At 49.8% G+C, this 20,626-nt stretch carries 16 protein-coding genes; 7 read left to right on the top strand and 9 right to left on the bottom strand.

The features are described 5' to 3' along the window. The first annotated feature begins 124 nt into the window (after nt 1–124). The 3 genes from Q0R57_RS04100 to Q0R57_RS04090 all read left to right on the top strand — a co-directional run bounded on the left by Q0R57_RS04100 (nt 125) and on the right by Q0R57_RS04090 (nt 5,047). Nucleotides 125–766 (top strand): hypothetical protein, encoded by a 642-nt coding sequence (locus Q0R57_RS04100; protein WP_294744132.1) that lies wholly within the window; start codon nt 125–127, stop codon nt 764–766. Nucleotides 767–963: 197 nt separating this feature from the next. Next, nucleotides 964–2,874 (top strand): TlpA disulfide reductase family protein, encoded by a 1,911-nt coding sequence (locus Q0R57_RS04095; protein ID WP_294744131.1) that lies wholly within the window; start codon nt 964–966, stop codon nt 2,872–2,874. A 286-nt stretch (nt 2,875–3,160) separates the two neighbouring features. Beyond that, nucleotides 3,161–5,047, top strand: a complete 1,887-nt coding sequence (locus Q0R57_RS04090) for a TlpA disulfide reductase family protein (RefSeq protein WP_294744130.1) — start codon at nt 3,161–3,163, stop codon at nt 5,045–5,047. Nucleotides 5,048–5,120: 73 nt separating this feature from the next. Here Q0R57_RS04090 and Q0R57_RS04085 read toward each other — a convergent pair whose 3' ends face one another. From Q0R57_RS04085 to Q0R57_RS04060, 6 genes are all read right to left on the bottom strand, one after another. After that, nucleotides 5,121–5,693: an indolepyruvate oxidoreductase subunit beta gene (locus Q0R57_RS04085; protein WP_294744129.1), complete on the bottom strand. Its 573-nt coding sequence runs from the start codon at nt 5,691–5,693 to the stop codon at nt 5,121–5,123. 28 nt (nt 5,694–5,721) lie between these two features. Beyond that, complete coding sequence (locus Q0R57_RS04080) at nt 5,722–7,353, bottom strand: thiamine pyrophosphate-dependent enzyme (RefSeq protein WP_294744150.1); 1,632 nt, start codon at nt 7,351–7,353, stop codon at nt 5,722–5,724. Nucleotides 7,354–7,362: 9 nt separating this feature from the next. Next, a complete protein-coding gene (locus Q0R57_RS04075; RefSeq protein WP_294744128.1) occupies nt 7,363–7,887 on the bottom strand; it encodes a gamma carbonic anhydrase family protein in 525 nt (174 codons plus the stop codon). 154 nt (nt 7,888–8,041) lie between these two features. Then, nucleotides 8,042–9,193: a hypothetical protein gene (locus Q0R57_RS04070; protein ID WP_294744127.1), complete on the bottom strand. Its 1,152-nt coding sequence runs from the start codon at nt 9,191–9,193 to the stop codon at nt 8,042–8,044. Between the two features lie 50 nt (nt 9,194–9,243). Further along, complete coding sequence (locus Q0R57_RS04065; RefSeq protein ID WP_294744126.1) at nt 9,244–9,927, bottom strand: hypothetical protein; 684 nt, start codon at nt 9,925–9,927, stop codon at nt 9,244–9,246. After that, nucleotides 9,924–10,433, bottom strand: a complete 510-nt coding sequence (locus Q0R57_RS04060; protein WP_294744125.1) for a sigma-70 family RNA polymerase sigma factor — start codon at nt 10,431–10,433, stop codon at nt 9,924–9,926. The genes Q0R57_RS04065 and Q0R57_RS04060 overlap by 4 nt, the downstream gene beginning before the upstream one ends. Nucleotides 10,434–11,050: 617 nt before the next feature. Between Q0R57_RS04060 and Q0R57_RS04055 the strand changes: the two genes are divergently transcribed. Both Q0R57_RS04055 and Q0R57_RS04050 read left to right on the top strand, forming a co-directional pair. Further along, nucleotides 11,051–12,877 (top strand): glycoside hydrolase family 2 TIM barrel-domain containing protein, encoded by a 1,827-nt coding sequence (locus tag Q0R57_RS04055; RefSeq protein ID WP_294744124.1) that lies wholly within the window; start codon nt 11,051–11,053, stop codon nt 12,875–12,877. Continuing rightward, entirely contained in the window at nt 12,859–13,866 is a 1,008-nt protein-coding gene (locus tag Q0R57_RS04050; protein WP_294744123.1) for an FAD-dependent monooxygenase, read from the top strand. Before Q0R57_RS04055 ends, Q0R57_RS04050 begins: the two co-directional genes overlap by 19 nt. Nucleotides 13,867–13,942: 76 nt before the next feature. On the opposite strand, the gene Q0R57_RS04045 is transcribed toward Q0R57_RS04050, so the two are convergent. Beyond that, complete coding sequence (locus Q0R57_RS04045; RefSeq protein ID WP_294744122.1) at nt 13,943–14,929, bottom strand: malate dehydrogenase; 987 nt, start codon at nt 14,927–14,929, stop codon at nt 13,943–13,945. Nucleotides 14,930–15,116: 187 nt separating this feature from the next. Between Q0R57_RS04045 and Q0R57_RS04040 the strand changes: the two genes are divergently transcribed. Together Q0R57_RS04040 and Q0R57_RS04035 are read left to right on the top strand one after the other, a co-directional pair. Next, on the top strand, nt 15,117–16,115 hold the full coding sequence (locus Q0R57_RS04040) for an ROK family protein (protein WP_294744121.1): 999 nt from the start codon (nt 15,117–15,119) through the stop codon (nt 16,113–16,115). A 17-nt stretch (nt 16,116–16,132) separates the two neighbouring features. Further along, on the top strand, nt 16,133–17,695 hold the full coding sequence (locus tag Q0R57_RS04035) for a helicase HerA-like domain-containing protein (RefSeq protein WP_294744120.1): 1,563 nt from the start codon (nt 16,133–16,135) through the stop codon (nt 17,693–17,695). A gap of 9 nt (nt 17,696–17,704) precedes the next feature. Here Q0R57_RS04035 and priA read toward each other — a convergent pair whose 3' ends face one another. Continuing rightward, entirely contained in the window at nt 17,705–19,966 is a 2,262-nt protein-coding gene (gene priA, locus Q0R57_RS04030; protein ID WP_294744119.1) for a primosomal protein N', read from the bottom strand. A 12-nt stretch (nt 19,967–19,978) separates the two neighbouring features. Further along, entirely contained in the window at nt 19,979–20,617 is a 639-nt protein-coding gene (locus Q0R57_RS04025) for an outer membrane beta-barrel protein (protein ID WP_294744118.1), read from the bottom strand. Nucleotides 20,618–20,626: the final 9 nt, after the last annotated feature.

Genomic DNA, 20,626 nt, shown 5'->3' with positions numbered 1-20,626 from the left:
AGCATTACCTTTGCAGAAAATTTCTATTGCAAAGTTTGCAATATACGTTGCAAAGTTTGCAACTTAAATTGCAAAGTCTGCAATACAGATTGCAAAGTCTAAAACGAAAAAAGATAAGAATAGTATGGCAAATTATGTAATCAAGGAAATGCCCGAGGGTATGGGCAACGGTAAAAAGGGAAGAGTCTTCCCCAAAATGCAAGTCTACACAGAGTTCGACTACGACAAGGTGGTTGAACTCATTCACACCAATTCGCCTGCCTTCAGTCAGGCTACCATTCGTGGCGTGCTAGACACTTTAGGAGTCGTCATGAAGAGCTATCTTCCAATGGGGCACACCATGAAGATTGACAATCTGGGCGTCTTCTCGCTGTCGCTGGAATTTGCCGATAACGAGGCAGAAACTGCTAACCAACAGGAATCCCCAAAGGCAGAACAAAAGAAGAAATACCATCATGTGAGGGTCAAGGGCGTGAATTTCAAGGTGGACAGGAAACTAGTCGACGATATGAACCAGGAGAATTCATTCGAACGCACGACAGGCAATCCAACCTCTCCCTCACCCTATACCCCTGAGGAACGACTGCAACGTGCCCTGACCCACATCGACAAGCACGGCTTCATCACCCTCCAAGAATACGCCAACCTCAACTGCCTCAACTACAGCACAGCCTCCAGAGAACTCTCCAAGCTCGTCAGCAATCCTAGGTCAGGCATCACAGCCAAAGGAGCTGGCTCGCATAAAGTCTGGGTAAGGTATAAATAATGAAAAAGTAATCAACGGGACCGAACCTGATTACATCACTCCCTGATTATTAACACATTACAGCGGGTTTGCAAACTATTTGCAAACTCGTTTTTTGTCTCATGGCGCAAATGCCAACTATTTGCCAACTCCAAAATTTGGAGAATATCAGGAAAAATGCGTATCTTTGCAACCAAACCAAATAAACTGAAATCGATATGTTTAGAAAAGTACTATCTGCCATCTGCCTGTTGGTGCTGACGATGTCGGCACAGGCCAAGGACATTGTTGTTGACAAACCTGTATGCGCTGCAACGGGAGCGAGTTACAGGCTGAAGGTAATGAAGGTGGAACTGTCGAAGAAGGCAACCATTGTGCATCTCAAGGTGCTGAATTCTACATGGGGATGGGGTGACTGGAGTTATGCTAATCCTCGCTTGGTGTATAATGGTGATACGCTTGCTCCCAAAAGTGGGCGGCTTATAACGCACGAAGGAAGCAAGGTGATCAATGAGGAAGTGTTTGAAAGTGGCAAAGTGTACGAGAAGAACACGCAGCGCGACTCACTGATTCTCAGCTTTGCCCCGCTACCCAAGGGAGCTCAGACGTTCGATTGCCTTGTAGAGGAAGGCAAATGGACGCTGAAGATTCAAGGTATTCGCCTTGACAACCAGCTATATCCGCCATGCCTTCCACCATACAAGTCGTTTGTAGATGATGGACTGCCACTGAAGCCCGTGAAATTCGAACCTGGCGAATTGTCGGCTACCATCAAAGTGCATGGTGATGGATATGTCAGCAGTTGGGAAGTATATACCGATGCCTACTCTGGCGAGATGAAAAAATGCTTTGAACGCCAGAATTCTATCTCTGAATTTCAGCGCCCCAGCTTCCTACCAGAGACTATTGATTTCAGCGGTAGTGATTTTCAATTGACTTTACCATGTTTTGAGACCATGTTTCCACTGATACTTATTCCTGGCGAACCATTGACGCTGGAGATTGATCAGCCTGCTATTACCTATTGGGATGAATTTGGGGAAAAAGAAAAAATCCACCATCGCGACTGTTATCGACTGTCAGGAACCACTGCAGATATCAATCAGGTGTTGTTAGAGAATCAGGAAATAGGTAGTGTATATTTCCATACCGAGAAAATACCTGTATGCGCTGATGGGCAAAGTTTTTCAGAGTGGAGCGAGCAATTGTGGCAGAACCTCCAGTCGTGGTATCAGGAAATACTCAATAACCATCCTGAATATACACGCAGTCAAAGAGACTTCCTCAGACTGATGACAGAGGATCTGTATGTACGTCATCGCCACAACTATGACAACATTGTGAGGATTAGAATGGAAGGACAGAACACTGACAGCCTGGTGGCGCACCTCAATGAGACCTATACCTTGAAAGAACCCCATATAAAAGATATGATACTCTATCAGGACGGTCTCACCTTCTATATGCCTGCCCGTACAGCCCATCTGCCTTTCCTGAAAGCCAACGGACTGGAGCATACTGATGCTTATAAAACGCTGAAGATACTGGACGACGCAGACCAACTGGTGAAAAGGATGAATGACTTGGAGGTCTTGTCTGACAGCGTGATTAAAACGGTTCACCCGCTTTTCCAATCAGGACTCCGTCATCGCAATGACAGTATTCGGGAGTATGTAGCAGAGTTAAAAAAGAAAATAGCCGAGGGGGCTCTGGAGCGCATCTTGCCTGTTCCTGATGTGCCTAACGACAAACTCATTGAGACCATCGTTGCCCAGCATCCTGGCAAAGCGGTCTTTATTGATATCTGGGCCACTTGGTGCGGACCTTGCATGAAAGGTATTAAGGCGATGGAACCAATGAAAATGAAATTGAAAGACAAAGATGTCGTGTTTGTCTATCTCACCAATGAAAGTAGTCCTCAAAAAGACTTTGAAAGACAAGTAGCCTTCGTCTCTGGCTTACACTATCGCCTACCAGGAACGATATTTAGCGAATATTTTCCAGGTGTCGATGGCATTCCTCGGTATTATCTCTATAACCGCGAGGGAAAACTCGTTTGGCAGCATGAAGGCTGGAGCGATGAGAGGTTGAAAACTGTTGAGGAGGAAATTGAGAAAGCAATGAGATGATAGAATCAGAGGGTCGGAGATTGCTGTGGCACAGCAACATACAGAACAAAAGGGTAGCAACATACAGAACAAAAGGGCGGCACATACAGGACATTGAGTTCCCGCTGATTATGATTGATAAGCTTATTCTCTGATTATAAGCACGTTACAGCGGGTTTGCAAACTATTTGCAAACTCGTTTTTTTGTCTCATGGCGCAAATGCCAACTATTTGCCAACTCCAAAATTTGGTGAATATCAGGAAAAATGCGTATCTTTGCAACCAAACCAAATAAACTGAAATCGATATGTTTAGAAAAGTACTATCTGCCATCTGCCTATTGGTGCTGACAGTGTCGGCACAAGCGAAGACGAAGGTCATTGACCGCCCCGCGTATTTATCAAACACCGCGATGTTTGAATTGAAGCCCATGAAGGTGGAGCTGACGAAGAAAGCGACCATCGTGCATTTCCACGTAGTGAACGCTAAATGGGGCGGCTGGAATGTGGCCGAGACACGATTGGTATGCAACGGCGACACCCTTGCCTTTAAAAGCGGACGCGTCATCACCCACGACGGCGACAAGGTGCTGGCCGAAGAGCCGTTTGAGCTGGGTAAGGATGTTGATAAGAACATACAGCGCGACTCACTCATCATGACCTTCGAGCCACTGCCGAAGGGTGCCGAGGCGTTTGACTATCTCGGCAAGAACGGCCGAAGGGAGCGTGAAATCAAGGGTATCAAGGTCAGCGAAGGACTCTACCCCTCACTGCTACCTGCCTATCAGCCATTCGTTGACGACGGCCAGCCGCTGAAGCCGCTGAAGATGGGACTTGGCGAGGTGTCGGCCACCATCCGGGTACACGGCGGAGGAACCATTTTGTCGCATAACGATTGGCGCACCCTTTGGGGCAAGCCCTTCCATTGTTCCAATGATGACGACTCGGTGATAGTGTACCGTTGCCCCGATTACCTCAGACAGCTTCCTTTATTCTCGGGCCGCGGCTTCGGACTGGTGGACAAGGGCATCAACACCCAGTTCCCGTTGGTGCTGATTCCTAATGAGACACTAACGCTCGACATTGACCTGCCCGCCGTGACTGCCCGCTTCAATAAACTCACCGACAGAAATATGACGATGCGCGACACCTATCGAGTGGGCGGTAGTATCGGCGACATCAATCAGGTGCTGTTGGAGAACCAGGAACTGATGTACTCGTATTTCCATAAGGATGTGATTCCTGAGTGTACTGCAGAAGAGACCTTTGCGGAATGGAGTGAACAACTGTGGCAGAACTTCGAGGCATTCCGTCAGAAGCTGCTCGACCGTCATCCCGACTATACCCGTCGTCAAAGGGAGTTCTTGAAGATTTGGGTAGAAGATATGTATGCCTGCTATCGTAACGACTATACCAGAACATTGAAGGACAAGATGGGAGCAGAAAAGGCCGATAGTCTGATGGGACACCTGAAAGAGACGCACACACTGGTGGATCCGCACTTCAAGGACATGCTGATCTATCAAGGCGGACGCACCTTCTATTTCCCTGCCCATACTGACCACATGCCTTACCTCGAAGCCAATGGAATGGGGCAAGGTGAAGTGTACGAGACGCTGAAGGCGCTGGACTACAAAGACCAACTGGTGAAACGAATGAACGATTTGGAAGTGCTAACCGACAGCGCCATCCAAGCTGCTCATCCCCAGTTTCAGACGCCACTCCGTGAGTATAACGATAGCATCCGCCTGCTTGTGGAACGGATTCAGCGAGAGGCACAGAAACGCATGATGCCAACCCCCAACGTGACAGGCGACAAACTCATCGAGCACATCGTGGCTCAGCATCCAGGCAAGGCCGTCTTCATCGACCTCTGGGCTACCTGGTGCGGACCTTGCAGAATAGGCATTACGGCGATGGAACCGCTGAAAAAGAAGTTGAAGGATAGCGATGTGGTGTTCGTCTACCTGACCAACGAAACCAGTCCTGTTGGAAAATGGACAGCACAAGTGGCCAACATTCCCGGCCTGCACTATCGCGTGACAAATGATATTTGGAAGCAGATACCCAACCTCGACGGCATTCCCCAGTACTACCTCTACGACCACAATGGCCACCGTGTATGGGAACAATCTGGCTACGACGACGAAGTAGTGAAGAACATTGAGCAACTGATAGAGAAGGCGATGAGATAATAGAAAAACATATCGAGGTGATGGCCATTATAGACCACCACCTCGATACTTAAGCATATACTTCCTGTTTTAATTACTTCTGGGCTTCACGTCCCAGAGCCAGCGCCTTAATGTTTGCCTCGACGATAGCCTCGCCCTTGCGGCCAAACACACGACGGATGGCATCCTCCAGCTTGGAGTATTCTATGCCGAGGGCCTTCTGCGCAGCACCCAGCAAGATGACATTGGCAGAACGGGGCACGCCGTTGTCCTTCGCCATCTGCTCAATGTCGAGGGTGATGACGTGGGGCAGCTTTGCCAAGTCGGCATTGATAACGTCCATATCAGGATAGTTGGGGATATTCTTAAAGGGAGCGCTACTGGTGATAATCCAACCCTCCTTCGAGAGGAAGGGCAGATAACGCAAGGCCTCCATGGGTTCCATCGAGATAATCACATCGGCACCACCCTTAGGAATCAGGTCGCTGGCGATGGGGTTGCTCGAGATGCGCAGGTTCGACTGCACATCGCCACCACGCTGGCTCATGCCGTGCACCTCGGCCTGCTTGATATAAAGGTTCTCGTTCATAGCGGCTTCGCCTATGATGGTAGCGATAGAGAGGATACCTTGTCCTCCTACTCCGCAAAGGATAATATCTGTCTTCATGATTTTACCTTTTTACTTTTTTACCTTTTTACTTTTTCTCAGCGGCTTTCTTCTGCTTGAGATGGCGCTGCAGCGTCTGCATACACTCACGACGTGGGATGATAACGCTGGTGCCTTTGTAGTTTATCTCATCACGAATAATCTGCGTAATCTCAGGCATATTCTTCGGCAGGGGAACGACAACCTTCAGGTGTTCGTCGCTCAGACCCAAGCCGCGACAGATAGCCTCGAACTTATTGGTGCCAGCAGAATCCTGTCCGCCCGTCATACCAGTAGTGAGGTTATCGCTGATAATCACGGTGATATTGGCATTTTCATTGATAGCATCGAGCAGACCCGTCATACCACTATGGGTGAAGGTGGAGTCGCCAATGATAGCCACAGCAGGCCACTGACCTGCATCGGCAGCACCTTTAGCCATCGTGATAGAAGCACCCATATCAACGCAAGAGTGAATGGCGCGGAAAGGAGGCAGGAAGCCTAAGGTATAGCAACCGATATCGCCAAAGACACGAGGATTATCGTATTCCTTCAGCACCTCGTTCAAGGCTGCATAGACATCGCGGTGGCCACAACCCTGACACAATGCGGGGGGACGAGGCACGACGATTTCGCTTCGCTCGAATGAAGAGTGAAGAGTGAAGAGTGAAGAATTTGCTACCGCGTTGATAGCTTGCCCTACACAATCAGGATTTAATTCGCCAGTGCGAGGAAGGGTGCCATCGAGCTTACCCTTGATATTCTGACTTTCGCTGACGCCACGAACGATATCCTCGATGAAGGGCTGACCCTCCTCAACAATGAGCACCTGCTGGCACTCGTCCATCAGTCGGCGCACCAACTTCTTGGGCAGCGGATACTGCGAAATCTTCAGTATGGGGAAAGGAGCTCCGCCAGGGAAGCACTCGTTCACATAGTTGAAGCCGATGCCGCTGGCAATAATACCCAACTTCTTGTCCTGACCCTCTACATATATATTATAGGTGGAGTTAGCGGCGTCCTCCTCCAACTGCTTCTGCTGGGCCGTTACCACATCGTTGCGCTTTCGGGCATTAGCAGGCAGCAGCACCCAGTTAGCAGCTACGGCGTTGTAGTTCAGGTCGTTTTGTTGACGTGGCTCGTCAACACACTCGACGACAGCACGGCTATGGGCCATACGGGTGGTGACACGCATCAGCACAGGCAGCTTCTGCTGCTCAGAATATTCAAAGGCGACAGACATCATATCGTAGGCCTCCTGCTGGTTCGAGGGTTCGAACGTAGGAATCATGGCAAACTTACCATAGAAGCGAGAGTCCTGCTCATCCTGCGACGAGTGCATCGAGGGGTCGTCAGCCACCAAAACAATGAGGCCGCCGTTGACGCCAGTCATACCACTGTTGACAAACGGGTCGGCACAGACATTCAGTCCCACATGCTTCATACAAACCAGGGCGCGTTTACCCATGAACGACATACCCAGAGCGGCTTCCATAGCCGTCTTCTCATTGGTGCTCCAACGGCTGTGCACGCCGCGTTCCTTCGCCAGGGCATTACCCTGGATAAACTCTGTGATTTCGGTCGACGGAGTACCAGGATAGGCATACACGCCAGAGAGTCCAGCGTGGAGTGCTCCTAATGCGATGGCTTCGTCGCCCAGTAATAGTTGCTTTTTCATTATTTTAGTCTGTTATTGATGATTATCTTCTTTCATGTCCTTCAGATACTCCTTGGCGTACTCCACATAATGAGCCGCATTATCGGTCTGACCAGGACGGGTGGGCTTCAGATATTTGGCAGGCACGCCGCCCCAAATCTCATGAGGTGGAATCTTAGTGTTCTGCAGCACCAATGCTCCTGCAGCCACAATGGCTCCCTCGCCAATCTCGCAGCCGTCGAGCAGCGTAGAACCCATGCCGATAAGGGCTCCGTCGTGGATGGTACAGGCATGTACTGTGACGTTATGACCTATGGTCACATCGCTGCCAATATGTGTTGGACCAGTATCATGAGTCACATGAACACACGAGCCGTCCTGCACGTTGGTTCTGTCACCGATGGTGATTGGAGCCACATCGCCCCTCACCACAGCATTGAACCATACCGAGCACTGGTCGCCCATCACCACATCACCCACGATAGTGGCGTTTTCGCTAAAATAGCAGTCCTTTCCCCATCGTGGCGAAAGACCCTTATACGATTTGATTAATGCCATAATGGATGCAAAATTACGAAATAACTACAGAAAATGCAAATATTTTAGTGGTATATTTCCAAAAAGGAAAAATATGCAGATTATATTTGGTGGTTTCCGCTCGGTTCCTGCCATTGTCATTTCTCTTGCCCTTCCATCTTCCCTTGTTCCTCGTTTACATTTCCTTTACGCTCTCAAATGGCTCGAAACTTCGGGTGGTGACGGAGGAATAGCCTGAACTCTTGTCCCTTGCCTGTTTGGGCGTCAGAGCCTTTGCGGCTTTCTTGTCGTAGGTCACCTTTCCGTTCTTCCAGCTTTTTACAATGGCCCATTCTGCAGGAATCATCATGTCGCCAAAACCTTCAACGATAATGATATTGTATTCCTCATCCATGTGCTGAAGATAGATGCGATAGAAGTCTGGCACTCTTGTCAGGTACTCACTCTCGAAGAAGTCAGTCAAAAGCCTATTACCATATCCAATATAGGGATGGTATGTAAACCAGAAGCCCGTATTCTCTTCCAGATAGTTCAATGTAACCTTTCTGATTTGGTCTAACACCTCATTAGCCAAAACTTTTGAGTGCATGGTATAAACGGTTCCCTTCGTCTCGCTTTTCTGTTGTTTGGGATTGTCAGTCTTTTCTCTCAACACAAAGTCATCCTCGTGTTTGTCTTTCCTCACGATGGTATAGGTGCTGTCGTGATAAACGTAGAACTGACGGCTCGTGATGCCTTCCTGTTTCAGTATGGGCTGCAGCAGCTTGGCGTATGCCTCCTTGTTGATAGGCACTATCTCCTTACTTGGCTTGAACACGCTGTCGGGAGTGTATTCATATCTGAAATGGGCATAACCTTTTATTTTCGACTGGCTATCATTATTATTGGGAAATGGATCATAGCGAAACGAGACGAGTTCAGGTGCATTATAATAATACACTTCCCTTTGGTTTTTGTAGCTGCGCATGGCATCACCATTCTGATATTCACCTATAGCAATGGCATAGCGCACACTATCAACCCCATTGCGATGATACTCCCACACATAGCACTCCTTAGCATCATCGGTGAGCGCTTTGCAAGTATTGCGAATGGCTTCATACGCCTTGTTTTCCCGATCTTCCATCACAACACAACTCATGTAAACTGTTTTGTGGAGCTTTCCGTCATACATATAGGTAACATTCGGGGTGCCTTCTGAGCGATAAACTTCACTTATGAGACTGTCAATTTTCTGATTGCTCTGCAGTCTCTTTTCAAGGGTTACCTGCGCCATCATGCCAAGCGATACGATGGCAAGGCCAAGTGCGAATACAATTCTTTTCATATTCCGTCAGTATTTGATGAATAATCTGTGTAAGTCTAATATTCTTATTATTAGTCATTTAGGGCCATCTCCACGCGTTGACTAACTCGCTCTCCCCTTTGCCTAATCTCGTTTGTCATTTCCATGAAGTCGGCCTGTAGACTACCTTGCATTTGAGCCATCATCTCCATTTCCATACGTCTCATCTCTTCTTCCTCAGCACTTTCTTCCTGTTCTTCTTTATCAATATATTCAGGCTCTGGCATCTCTGCTTTCGCCATGTAGTGCTTGGGCGGCCGAGGCATCCGATACTGCTCCTTGATAATCTTTGCGGAGTCTACCGTCTCAGCATTCTTTTTCATCTCCAAAGGCTGTTTCTTCACATCTTCGACTTTTTGTTGAAGATTTGTCTTGATGGTGTCGACCTTTACCACAAGAGTTTCTGGAGCAGTCTCGTTGTCATTGCTATTTTGCCACAACGTTGCCCCTATACCTATTATCAATAAGAGACTGGCAGCAACGGCAATCCAGCGGCGACACATCGTAATGACAGGAGTCTTCTTCTGGCGACTTTCCATGATATCATCATATTCTACCTCACCCATCGCCAGTTCACCCAACATCAGTCGGATGGCCTGCCATTTTTCTGGGGTATCCACTCGCAGCAGTTCATGAGCCAGCTGGCGTTCCTCTTCAGGCGTTGTAATGCCTTCAAGGTAGCGGTCAATCAGTTTCTGTATCTCTTTTTCTATCATTGTTTCATTCTCTTTTTCAGTTCTAAAAACACTTTCGTTCTTGCTTCCGACACCATTGCCGTTACGGATCTCGGAGAGATGCCCGTCTGCTCTGATATCTGCTTTGTAGAGAGTCCGTCGAGCCGTCTCATCTCAAAGAGCTCACGTTCTCGCGGCTTCAGTCGTGCCATCACCTCCGTCATCATCCGCTGTGCGTCTTCGGCTTCCAGCAAATCCTGTGGCGAGTCCTCAGAGATTTGAGTCTTGAGTTTTGAGGTCTGGGATTTGTAATTGGTCTCTTGTCGTTGTCTGCGGTAGTGACTCACGCAGCAGTTTTTCGCCACACGTACTGCCAGTCCCTGAACGTTTCTGCTGCCGTCAATCTGTTCACAGTAGCGCCAGAGCTGTATCATTGCATCCTGAGTCACATCCTCGGCATCATCCTTTGAGTCGAAGAAGTCCTGTGCAACTTTCAGCATCTGTGCACGCAACTGTTGGGCAATATGTTCAAATTCTGAACGTGTCATACATCTATATTACGCACGACCAATCCAAATGTTAAGTTGAAATATACAATTCTTAATGGTCTCATCTTGCAAAGATAAGAAAAAGAATCTAAACATCAAAGGATTTTCATCATTAAGTGAGAAATAAAAATAGTTTTTATGAGATAGGACGGAGCAATGAAAAAAAAAGGGGAGGGTAGCTCCGAGGCATGAAGATTACGGAAAGAGGGCATGAAGATTACGGGAAGAGGGCCTCGAGCTGCCTTCTTTGCTTCAAAGGAATGCCTTCCATGGGTGAAAGGAATGCCTCCTTCGACTGAAAGGAGGCATTCCTTTGGGGGGGTAAAGTCCTATCGGAACGAGGCGTGGAAGGCATCTCCACGACTGGAAGATGATATCGGAACGAATGCAAGATTGCAGATTATGACGGCATTTTTCTGTTTTTGCCAACACCCCACCCAAAATCTTCTGAAACGCCGATAAATGCTGGAAAATCGGTTCTCAAACACCCCACCCGACAAAGATGACGAGTTAGCATAGCCTGAGTGGGGGCGTTGGCTAAAACGGAAAAAAGTGGGGCGAAGATTTGATTATTCAAGAAATAATGATTACCTTTGCAACACAAACCTTTTAGACTTATGAAGAAGATTCTGACTACTTTATTGGCGCTGGTGGCGTTAGCAACCGCCCAGGCCGGCGAAGTGCCCTTGCTGGGCAATGCTTACGCACGACAGACAACGCTGCTGAACGGCGATTGGAACTACATTATCGACGTGCAGGAGGAAGGTTATTATGACTACCGTATGAACGTCAGCCGCTGGGGATTCTTCCAGAATGCGAAGCCTCAACGTCCTGAGGATCTGATTGAGTATGACTTCGACAAGGCTGCGACGATGCGGATTCCTGGCGACTGGAACACGCAGGACGAGCGTCTGTTCTTCTACGAGGGAACGGTATGGTTTAAGAAGTCGTTCAACTACCATAAGCAGGAGGGTCGTCGCACGCTGCTCTACTTCGGTGCCGTGAACTACGACTCACATGTCTATGTAAACACCAAGCACGTGGCTCATCACATCGGCGGCTTTACACCTTTTAATATGGATGTGACCGACGAGCTGAAGGAGGGCGAGAACGTGGTGATTGTGAAGGTAGACAACAAGCGTCATCGCGACAATGTGCCCACACAGATCTTCGACTGGTGGAACTATGGCGGCATCACTCGCGACGTGATGCTGGTCGATGTAGCTGCCACCTATATCGAGAACTATAAATGGGAGCTGTGCAAGGCTCAGCCCAAGGATAAGAAGCAGACCATCACGCTGGAGGGCAACCTGAACAAGGCGGAGGCTGGCGTGCAGGTTGTAGTAAGCATTCCTGAACTGAAACTGACCCAGACTGCCATCACCGATGCCGAGGGTCGCTTCAGCGCTACATTCAGCGTTCAGAAGAAAGCACTGACGCTGTGGTGCCCTGAGAACCCAAAGCTCTACGGCATGGAGTTGACACTGAACGGTGAGACGCTGAAAGACGAGGTGGGCTTCCGAATCATCGAGACTCGCGGCAAGCAGATACTGCTGAACGGCAAGCCTATCTTCCTGCATGGCATCAGCATCCATGAGGAGAAACCTAACGGTGGCGGACGATGCAACTCACTCGACGATGCCAAGACGCTGCTGTCGATGGCACAGGAGCTGGGCTGCAACTATGTGCGTCTGGCCCACTATCCCCATAATGAATATATGGTACGCGAGGCAGAGCGCCGCGGCATCCTGGTATGGAGCGAGATTCCTGTGTATTGGACCATCTCGTGGACCAACGACAACACCTTCAACAACGCCAAGCGCCAGCTGACAGACATGATTCGTCGCGACCAGAACCGCGCTAATGTCATTATCTGGTCTATTGCCAACGAGACACCCCACTCTGCAGAGCGCGACTCGTTCCTGAGCCGTCTGTCGCAGTATGCACGCACCTTGGACGACACCCGCCTCATCTCAATGGCTATGGAGGTCACAGGCGCTTCAAACTATGTGAACCGTCTGCAGGACAACATGAACAAATACGTCGATGTGGTGAGCTTCAACCAGTACATTGGCTGGTATCGCGACGTGAACGATGCTCCTAAGATGAAATGGGAGATACCTTACGACAAACCTGTTATCATCAGTGAGTTTGGCGGCGGTGCCAAGGCCGGCTATCACGGCGCCAAGAACCAGCGCTGGACAGAAGAGTTTCAGGAGAACCTGTACATCGAGAACATCGCCATGCTTGACAAGATTGAGGGCCTGGCAGGCACTACGCCCTGGATTCTGAAGGACTTCCGTTCGCCCCGTCGTGTGCTCGACGGCATTCAGGACTACTACAACCGCAAGGGTCTCTACTCTGACAAGGGCGAGAAGAAAAAGGCCTTCTACGTGGTGAAGGAATGGTACGAGAAAAAAGAACAATGGAACAAACAACAGTAGTGATTATAGGAGCAGGCCCCGCGGGATCAACGTGTGGCCTGCTTCTCAGAAAAAGGAATATTGACTGTGTGCTCGTTGACCGAGCCACCTTTCCACGCGACAAAATCTGTGGCGGTGGACTAACACCCCGTTCGTATAAGTTGCTATCGCAACTGCTGCCTCAGTTCAGATACGACTATAACAGCGTACACCGTCTGAAACTCTGCATCGAGGGCGAGCAGGTGCTCGACTTCCAGATGGCCAGCGAGATTCGCATCGTGAAGCGCAGGCAGTTTGATGCGCAGTTGTTAGAAGAATATCAGAAGAACGGTGGACAGTTTATCAACGAGGCGCTGACAGCCATAGAGGAGAAAGACGGACAGGTCATCGTCACTCTGAAGTCGGGTAGGCAGATAGCCTGTAAGTATCTGGTGGGTGCCGATGGTGCCAACAGCCGCGTGAGGAGATACCTGAACCCCAAGTCGGATCATGGCATTCTGTGTATGGAGCAGTACGGACCGAAGTCGAAAGATAACGCCATTGTGGGCAACCTGTCGCGTTTCTATCAGCAGGGTTATTACTACAGCTTCCCCAACGAGAGCTACGACGTGCAGGGCTTCGGCGACATGAGAACCACGCCACAGACATTCCGCAAAGTGCTGAACCAAATGGGCTGTCCCGATCTGAAAGCCCTCGGTGCCTATATTCCCCAAAGCATCGACTATCCACTGCGCAGAAATATCATCCTGATTGGCGATGCAGGCGGTTTCCCCAACCGTCTGACTTTCGAGGGACTGTACTACGCCTTCCTCACAGCCAGTCATGCAGCTACCGCCATCAGCTCAGGCACCAGCTTCGCGTTTGTCAACAAGAAGGTGTTTGACAACAAGAAAATGGAAGAGCGCGTTGCACGTATCTTCTATAACGACTTAGGACTGACGGTGCTGAAGTTTCTGTGTAAGTACGTGCCGGAGCTCATCACCTGGGCTTTCAACCGCGCTGCAAGATAAGCATTGAGAACGAAAAGACAATAATAAAAGGCCGCGAGAATCGCGACCTTTTATTGTGTTCATACCTTATTTATTATTAAAGGTTGGCATTGTCCTTGCCCCACTCCTCAACAGCAGGAATGATACCCAGCGAGATGATCTCGTCGCGCATCTTCTGCAGGTGCTCGTAAGAAGCCTGGAGAGCAGCCATCTCCTCAGCAGTACCCTCGGGCTGAGTGAAGTGAACACCATCCTTGTCGATAACGGTAGGCATAGCCATCATCACATTCTTGAAGCCATAAGCGTTGACATAGCAACCTGCAGGCCACTTGAAGGGCTCGCCACCCATAGCACCCTCGATCATCTTAACAGCCTGATAAGCGGGGCTCTGGAATGAGCTGCGGCCACGGAGTTTGATGATGTTGCTACCACCCTGAGTGGTCATGTGCTTAATCTCAGCCCAACGCTCGGCAGAGAGAGGAAGCTCAGAAAGGGGCTTGCCGTCGATGAGAGCCTTGCTGGCAAATACGGCCATCTGCTCGCCGTGACCACCATAGGTGTAAGCATTAGTAACCTTGTCCTGACGAACGCCAAACTCTTGAGCGAGCTGCTGCTGCAGACGGGTAGAGTCGAGCGCTGCCAGAGAGGTCAGCTGGTTGGGCTTCAAACCTGAGTGAATCAGAGCTGTCAGAGCCGTTACGTCAGCGGGGTTGAAGATCACAACCACGTGCTTCACGTCGGGGCAGTACTTCTTGATGTTCTCACCGAAGTCAGCTGCAATCTGGCAGTTGCCCTTCAGCAGATCCTCACGGGTCATTCCCTCCTTACGGGGAGCGCCACCAGAAGAGATGATGTACTTAGCACCAGTGAAAGCCTCCTTGGGATCAACGGTGTAAGAGATGTTTGCACCTGGGAAGGCGCAGTGGCACATCTCGTCATACACACCATGAACACCGGGCTCATAGATATCATACAAACAGATGTTGGGAGTCAGACCCAGCATCAACACACTCTGAACCATGTTAGAACCGATCATACCGCCGGCACCAACAATTACCAATTTCTCGTCAGTTAAAAAAGCCATAATACTAAATTTTTTAGATTTAATTTTGTGAGCGCAAAGTTACAAAAAAAGCAGTAGTTGACATCAAACTTGCGTATTTAATAATGTTAATTTGCAAAAAAATGTCTATTTCGATTGTAATTTCAAATAAATTTACTACCTTTGTAATCTCGAAAGAACAAATTAAAGACCTAAAAAGATGATAAACATGGAAACAAACGATGAAACTATTGACAAAATAAAAACCCGCGTCATTGGTATTGACATCCGACTGGACAAGACCACTTATGGTATCGTGGACATTAGGGGAGAGATTGTGGCGCAGGATTATTTCGATACATCGCTCTATTCCGATGTCAATGAATATGTATCCACACTGGCTGACAAGCTGCTCACCCTCTCGGAAGAGAACGGCGGATATGATTCTATCCGTTCTATCGGCATCAGCGCACCCAGCGCCAGCTCGGTGACAGGCTGCATAGAGAATGCCGCCAACTTACCGTGGAAGGGAGTCATCCCTCTGGCTGCGATGCTGCGCGACAGAGTGGGAATGGCAGTGGCACTGGCTAACGATGCACACATCACCGCACTCGGAGAGAAAGCCTACGGCAGTGCCCACGGCATGAAAGACTTTGTGGTAGTATCGATGAGTCACGGCGGACTGGGCAGCTGCTTCTATTCCAATGGTCAGCCCCACCTCGGCGCACAGGGTTTTGCCGGCGAGCTGGGTCACACCTGCATCAGAGTCAATGGCCGTCAATGCGGCTGTGGCAATAAGGGTTGCTTAGAAACCTATTGCTCTGACAAGGGCCTGATCACCACCATCCAAGAGCTTTTGTCAGAAGGCATGACCACCACCATGCCAACAGACCTGAATCATCTGACTATCGGTATGATTTCACAATATTGTGACAATGGCGACGAGCTAGCCATCGAGGCCTTGCGCCGTACTGGCGACCTGTTGGGACTGGGATTGGCCAACTATGCCTCTGTGCTGAACCCCGAAGCCTTTATCCTTACCGGCGACCTGACGCTGGCTGGCAAATGGTTGCTGAAGCCCATGAAGAAGTCGTTTGAGGAACATGTCTTCCACAATATTAAGCACAGCACGAGAATTCTTGTCTCTATCCTGAAAGAAGGTGAGCGCGACGTTTTAGGTGCCAGTGCCCTGGCTTGGGATGTGAAGGAGTATTCTCTTTTTAAATAAAAATACAGACAAGAGCTATGTTTGACAAAGAACGAGGGCTGTATGTGGCCCATTGCGAGAATGGTGCCTTGAGCATCGTAGGAAAGATGGCCAACCGCCACGGACTGATTGCGGGAGCCACAGGTACTGGTAAGACCGTTACGCTGCAGGTGATTGCCGAGTCGTTCTGTCAGGCAGGTGTGCCCTGCTTCATGGCCGACATGAAGGGCGACCTCTCCGGCATCTCGCAAGCTGGAAAGATGAGCGGCTTCATCGAGAAGCGACTGCCGGAGTTTGGCATTGAGAATCCCGAGTTCCAGCCTTGCCCTGTAAGATTCTTCGACGTCTATGGCGAGCAGGGACACCCCATGCGTGCCACCGTCAGTCAGATGGGACCGCAATTGCTGTCGCGCCTGCTGGGACTGAACGAGACACAGGACGGCGTGCTGAACATTGTGTTCCGTGTGGCCGATGAACGCGGTCTGCTGATTCTTGACCTGAAGGACCTGCGGTCGATGCTCGACTATGTGTCGCAGCACGCCAAGGAGTATACCTCGCAATATGGTAATGTGTCGTCGGCATCGGTAGGCGCCATCCAGCGTGCCCTGCTGCAGTTGGAGGCGCAAGGTGCCGATAAGTTCTTTGGTGAGCCGTCGTTCGACATCTTCGACCTGATGCAGACAGAAGGCGGCAAGGGCATCATGAATGTGCTGGCTGCCGACAAGTTGATGATGCAGCCCAAGCTCTACTCAACATTCCTGCTGTGGCTACTCTCTGAGCTCTATTCCACCCTACCCGAGGTAGGCGACTTGCCACTGCCGAAGCTGGTATTCTTCTTCGACGAGGCTCACATGCTGTTTAACGACACCTCGAAGGCCCTGCTCGACAAGATAGAACAGGTCATCCGCCTGATTCGTTCGAAAGGCGTAGGCATCTATTTCATCACCCAGAGCCCTACCGACATCCCCGATAGTATCCTCGGACAACTCGGCAACCGTGTGCAGCATGCTCTGCGAGCCTATACTCCAAAAGACCAGAAAGCCGTAAAGACCGCCGCCGATACGTTCCGTCCCAACCCTGCCTTCAAAACCGATGAGGCCATCATGAATCTGGAGACTGGTGAGGCGTTGGTGAGCTTCCTCGATGAGAAAGGTGCACCCAACATGGTGGAGCGTGCCAAGATACTGTTCCCGCTGTCGCAGATTGGTGCCATTACCGAAGGGCAGCGCCTGGACATCATCAAGCAGAGCCGTATCTATGGCAAGTACGACCAAATGGTAGACCGCGAGAGTGCCTACGAGATACTAATGAAGGAAACGGCTGAAAACGTACCGGAAGTTTCAGAAAGTGAGGAAGAACCAGAAAAAGAAGAAAAGAAAAAGCCTGGCATTATGAGTAAAGTGTGGAAGGCTGTTCTCACCGCCATCACCTCTACCTTTGCTGCCCTGCTGGGCACATGGGCCAGCGATAAGGTGTCGGGCAAGAAGACCAAAAGCAGGAAGTCGGCCAAGGAACGTGTGGTCAAGAATGCCACCAGCGCTGCCACACGCACCATCACAAAGGAACTGACACGCGACATTCTGGGTAACCTCATAAAATAAGATGTGATTCTACAGCGGGTCTACATCGTAATAGACCTGCAACGAAGCATAGCGCTTGTCTTGCAGCATCTGTTGCTGGGCAAGCGCTAAATATTGGCGGACCTTGGGCATGTCGATTCCCATCTCCAGCTTCAGTACCAACTTACGGATGCTTAGCGTCTTCACTCGCGACACAGAGGGTTTGTCTGGTCCCAGCACACGTCCACCAAACCATTGACGCAGACGGGTTCCAAGTTCGATGCCAGCGGTATTGACCACCTCGTCCTTCGTATGCTTCAGATATACATATATCAGACGATAATATGGTGGATAATGGAATATCTGCCGTTCTTCGAGCTGGGTACGTGCAAAGCCCTCATAGTCATTATGTACTACTTGCGATATCAGCGGTAGGTCGGGACTCTTCGTCTGTAGGAACACCTGTCCACGGTGCCCCTTACGACCTGCTCTGCCACTCACCTGCGCCATCATCATAAACGCATGTTCATAGGCTCGGAAGTCGGGCTGGTTGAGCATCCTATCAGCATCTAATATGCCGACAACGCTGACTTTGTCGAAGTCCAGGCCTTTGCTAATCATCTGGGTACCAATCAACAGATTGGTGCGGACTGCCGAGAAGTCGGTGATAAGTCGTTCATAAGCATTACGGGTTCGGGTGGTGTCAAGGTCCATACGAGCCACACGAGCCTCTGGGAATATTTCACGGATATGGTCTTCTATCTTCTCCGTGCCATAGCCACGCCCCTGTAATTCCTTGCTGCCACAGGCCGGACACACGGTAGGCACCTGATAGGTCATGCCACAATAATGACAGGTGAGCTGGTTCATTGAGCGATGGAACGTCAAGCTGACATCACAATGCTCACATCGAGGAACCCATCCACATTGTTTGCACTCAATCATCGGAGCCCATCCTCGTCGGTTTTGGAAGAGGATGGCCTGCTCACTCTGCTGCAAAGCCTTACGGACATGCGACAACAGTACTGGTGAGAATGGGCCGCTCATCATTTTGCGGCTTTGCAAATCACGAGTATCCACTACCTGTATCTCAGGCAACTCGATACCTTGATAACGTTCTGTCAGCGTCACCAGTCCGTATTTGCCCGTCTTGGCATTATAATAAGATTCGAGAGAAGGTGTCGCTGTGCCGAGAAGCGTCTTTGCCCCCAGCATAATAGCTGCTGAACGGGCATGATAGCGAGGCATGGGATCCTGCTGTTTGTACGATGTCTCGTGTTCCTCATCCACGATGACGAGACCTAAGCGTTGAAATGGCAGGAACACAGCAGAACGGGCACCAAGAATGACATCATATGGATTCTTGGAGAGTTGCTTCTGCCATATCTCAACACGCTCGGCATCGCTGTATTTCGAGTGATAGATACCTAAGCGTTTGCCGAAGACCCGCTGTAGGCGTTGCATCATCTGTATCGTCAGCGCAATCTCAGGCATCAGGAAGAGTACCTGACGGTGTTCATCCAGTTCCTTCTGGATAAGATGGATATATATTTCTGTCTTTCCGCTGGATGTGACACCCTGCAACAGTGTCACCTGCTTTTTCAAAAAAGAGAAAAGAATCTGGTTATAGGCATCCTGCTGCGCCTTACTCAGCGGTTTGATGCGATCGGGGTGCGCCTCTCCACCCTGGTTCAGGCGTCCCACCTCCACCTCGTAAGTCTCGAGGAACCCACGTTTCACCAGTTGGTTGATGATGGTGAGACTACTCTCCGAGACATTTAACAGCTCCTCACGGGTAATCTCTAGCACTGGTTCTCGACATGTGTCGCCATCAATGGTATCCCAGCGTGAGAGCGACAAATAGGCGATAAACGCCTCCTGTTGCTTGGGGGCACGGGCCAGCATGTTCAGAGCTACATGGAGCGTAGGCTCATTGCGATAGTTGGGCGTCAGTCGGATGAAGGTCTCTGTACGTGGCTTATAACCCTCCTCTGCCTTTAACCCAGCAGGCAGGGCTGCCTTATACACCTCCCCAATGGGCGACATGTAATAGTCGGCTATCCACTGCCAGAACTTCAGCTGTCCTGGAAGCAGTATGGGTTGTGCATCCAGCACCTCTGCCAGAGGCTTCACCTGATAGCCTTGTGGTTTCTCGTCATGCAGTCGCGCCACGATGCCGACATACTGTTTGTTACGTCCGAAGGGCACCACCACACGCATACCCTCACCTACCCTGCCCTGCATCTCCTCAGGGATGGTATAAGTGAAACAGCCGTCGAGCGGTACTGGTAATATGATGTCGGCGTAACTCATTGTTCAGAATCATTAGAAGAGGTAGGCAGCAGACAACATCCAGGCATTTGCCGTAGTCTTTGCGGTGTTCATCACATATTTCGCCGTCTGGTAGTCATACGCATTCCACGACATATCTGCCGTTTTGCCTATCGGGATGTTATAGTTTATCATTACCTCAAGCTGATTGCCGATGGAAGCACCTATGCCGAGATCCACACTGACCTTTGTGTCCTGTAACATGAAGTGCTTAGCATTTTGCTCAGCATCCTCCCAATGAAAGGTAGCGGCTCCGATATTAAATGAGAGTTGCGGACCAAGGAAAAGAAACAAACTACCAAAGCTCGGGATGCTGGCACCCATCCTCATATGGGCCGGAAAGGTGACGGACTCTTGTTTCAGTTTCTGGTCTTCCACCTTCAGATAGCGCTGGTCGTAGAGTCCAGACACATCGATGCTGAATCCAGGTGCAGGTAGTGAGAACACCACCGTGGGACCAACGAAGAAGCCTGCCCTGTTGGAATTGTCGAAAATATCATCATCGAATTCCATCTGCATGATATTCAGACCACCCCTCACTCCAAAGGATATACTTTGCGACGATGATGGCACAGCCCAAAGCCACGCCATCATCGCAATACTGAGTACTATAAAAGTGCTCCTTCTTATCATTTGCTTTTA

It is taken from the genome of uncultured Prevotella sp. (assembly GCF_946407605.1).
In the GTDB taxonomy this organism is placed as follows: domain Bacteria; phylum Bacteroidota; class Bacteroidia; order Bacteroidales; family Bacteroidaceae; genus Prevotella.
This window is presented reverse-complemented; position numbering and strand designations above follow the sequence as displayed.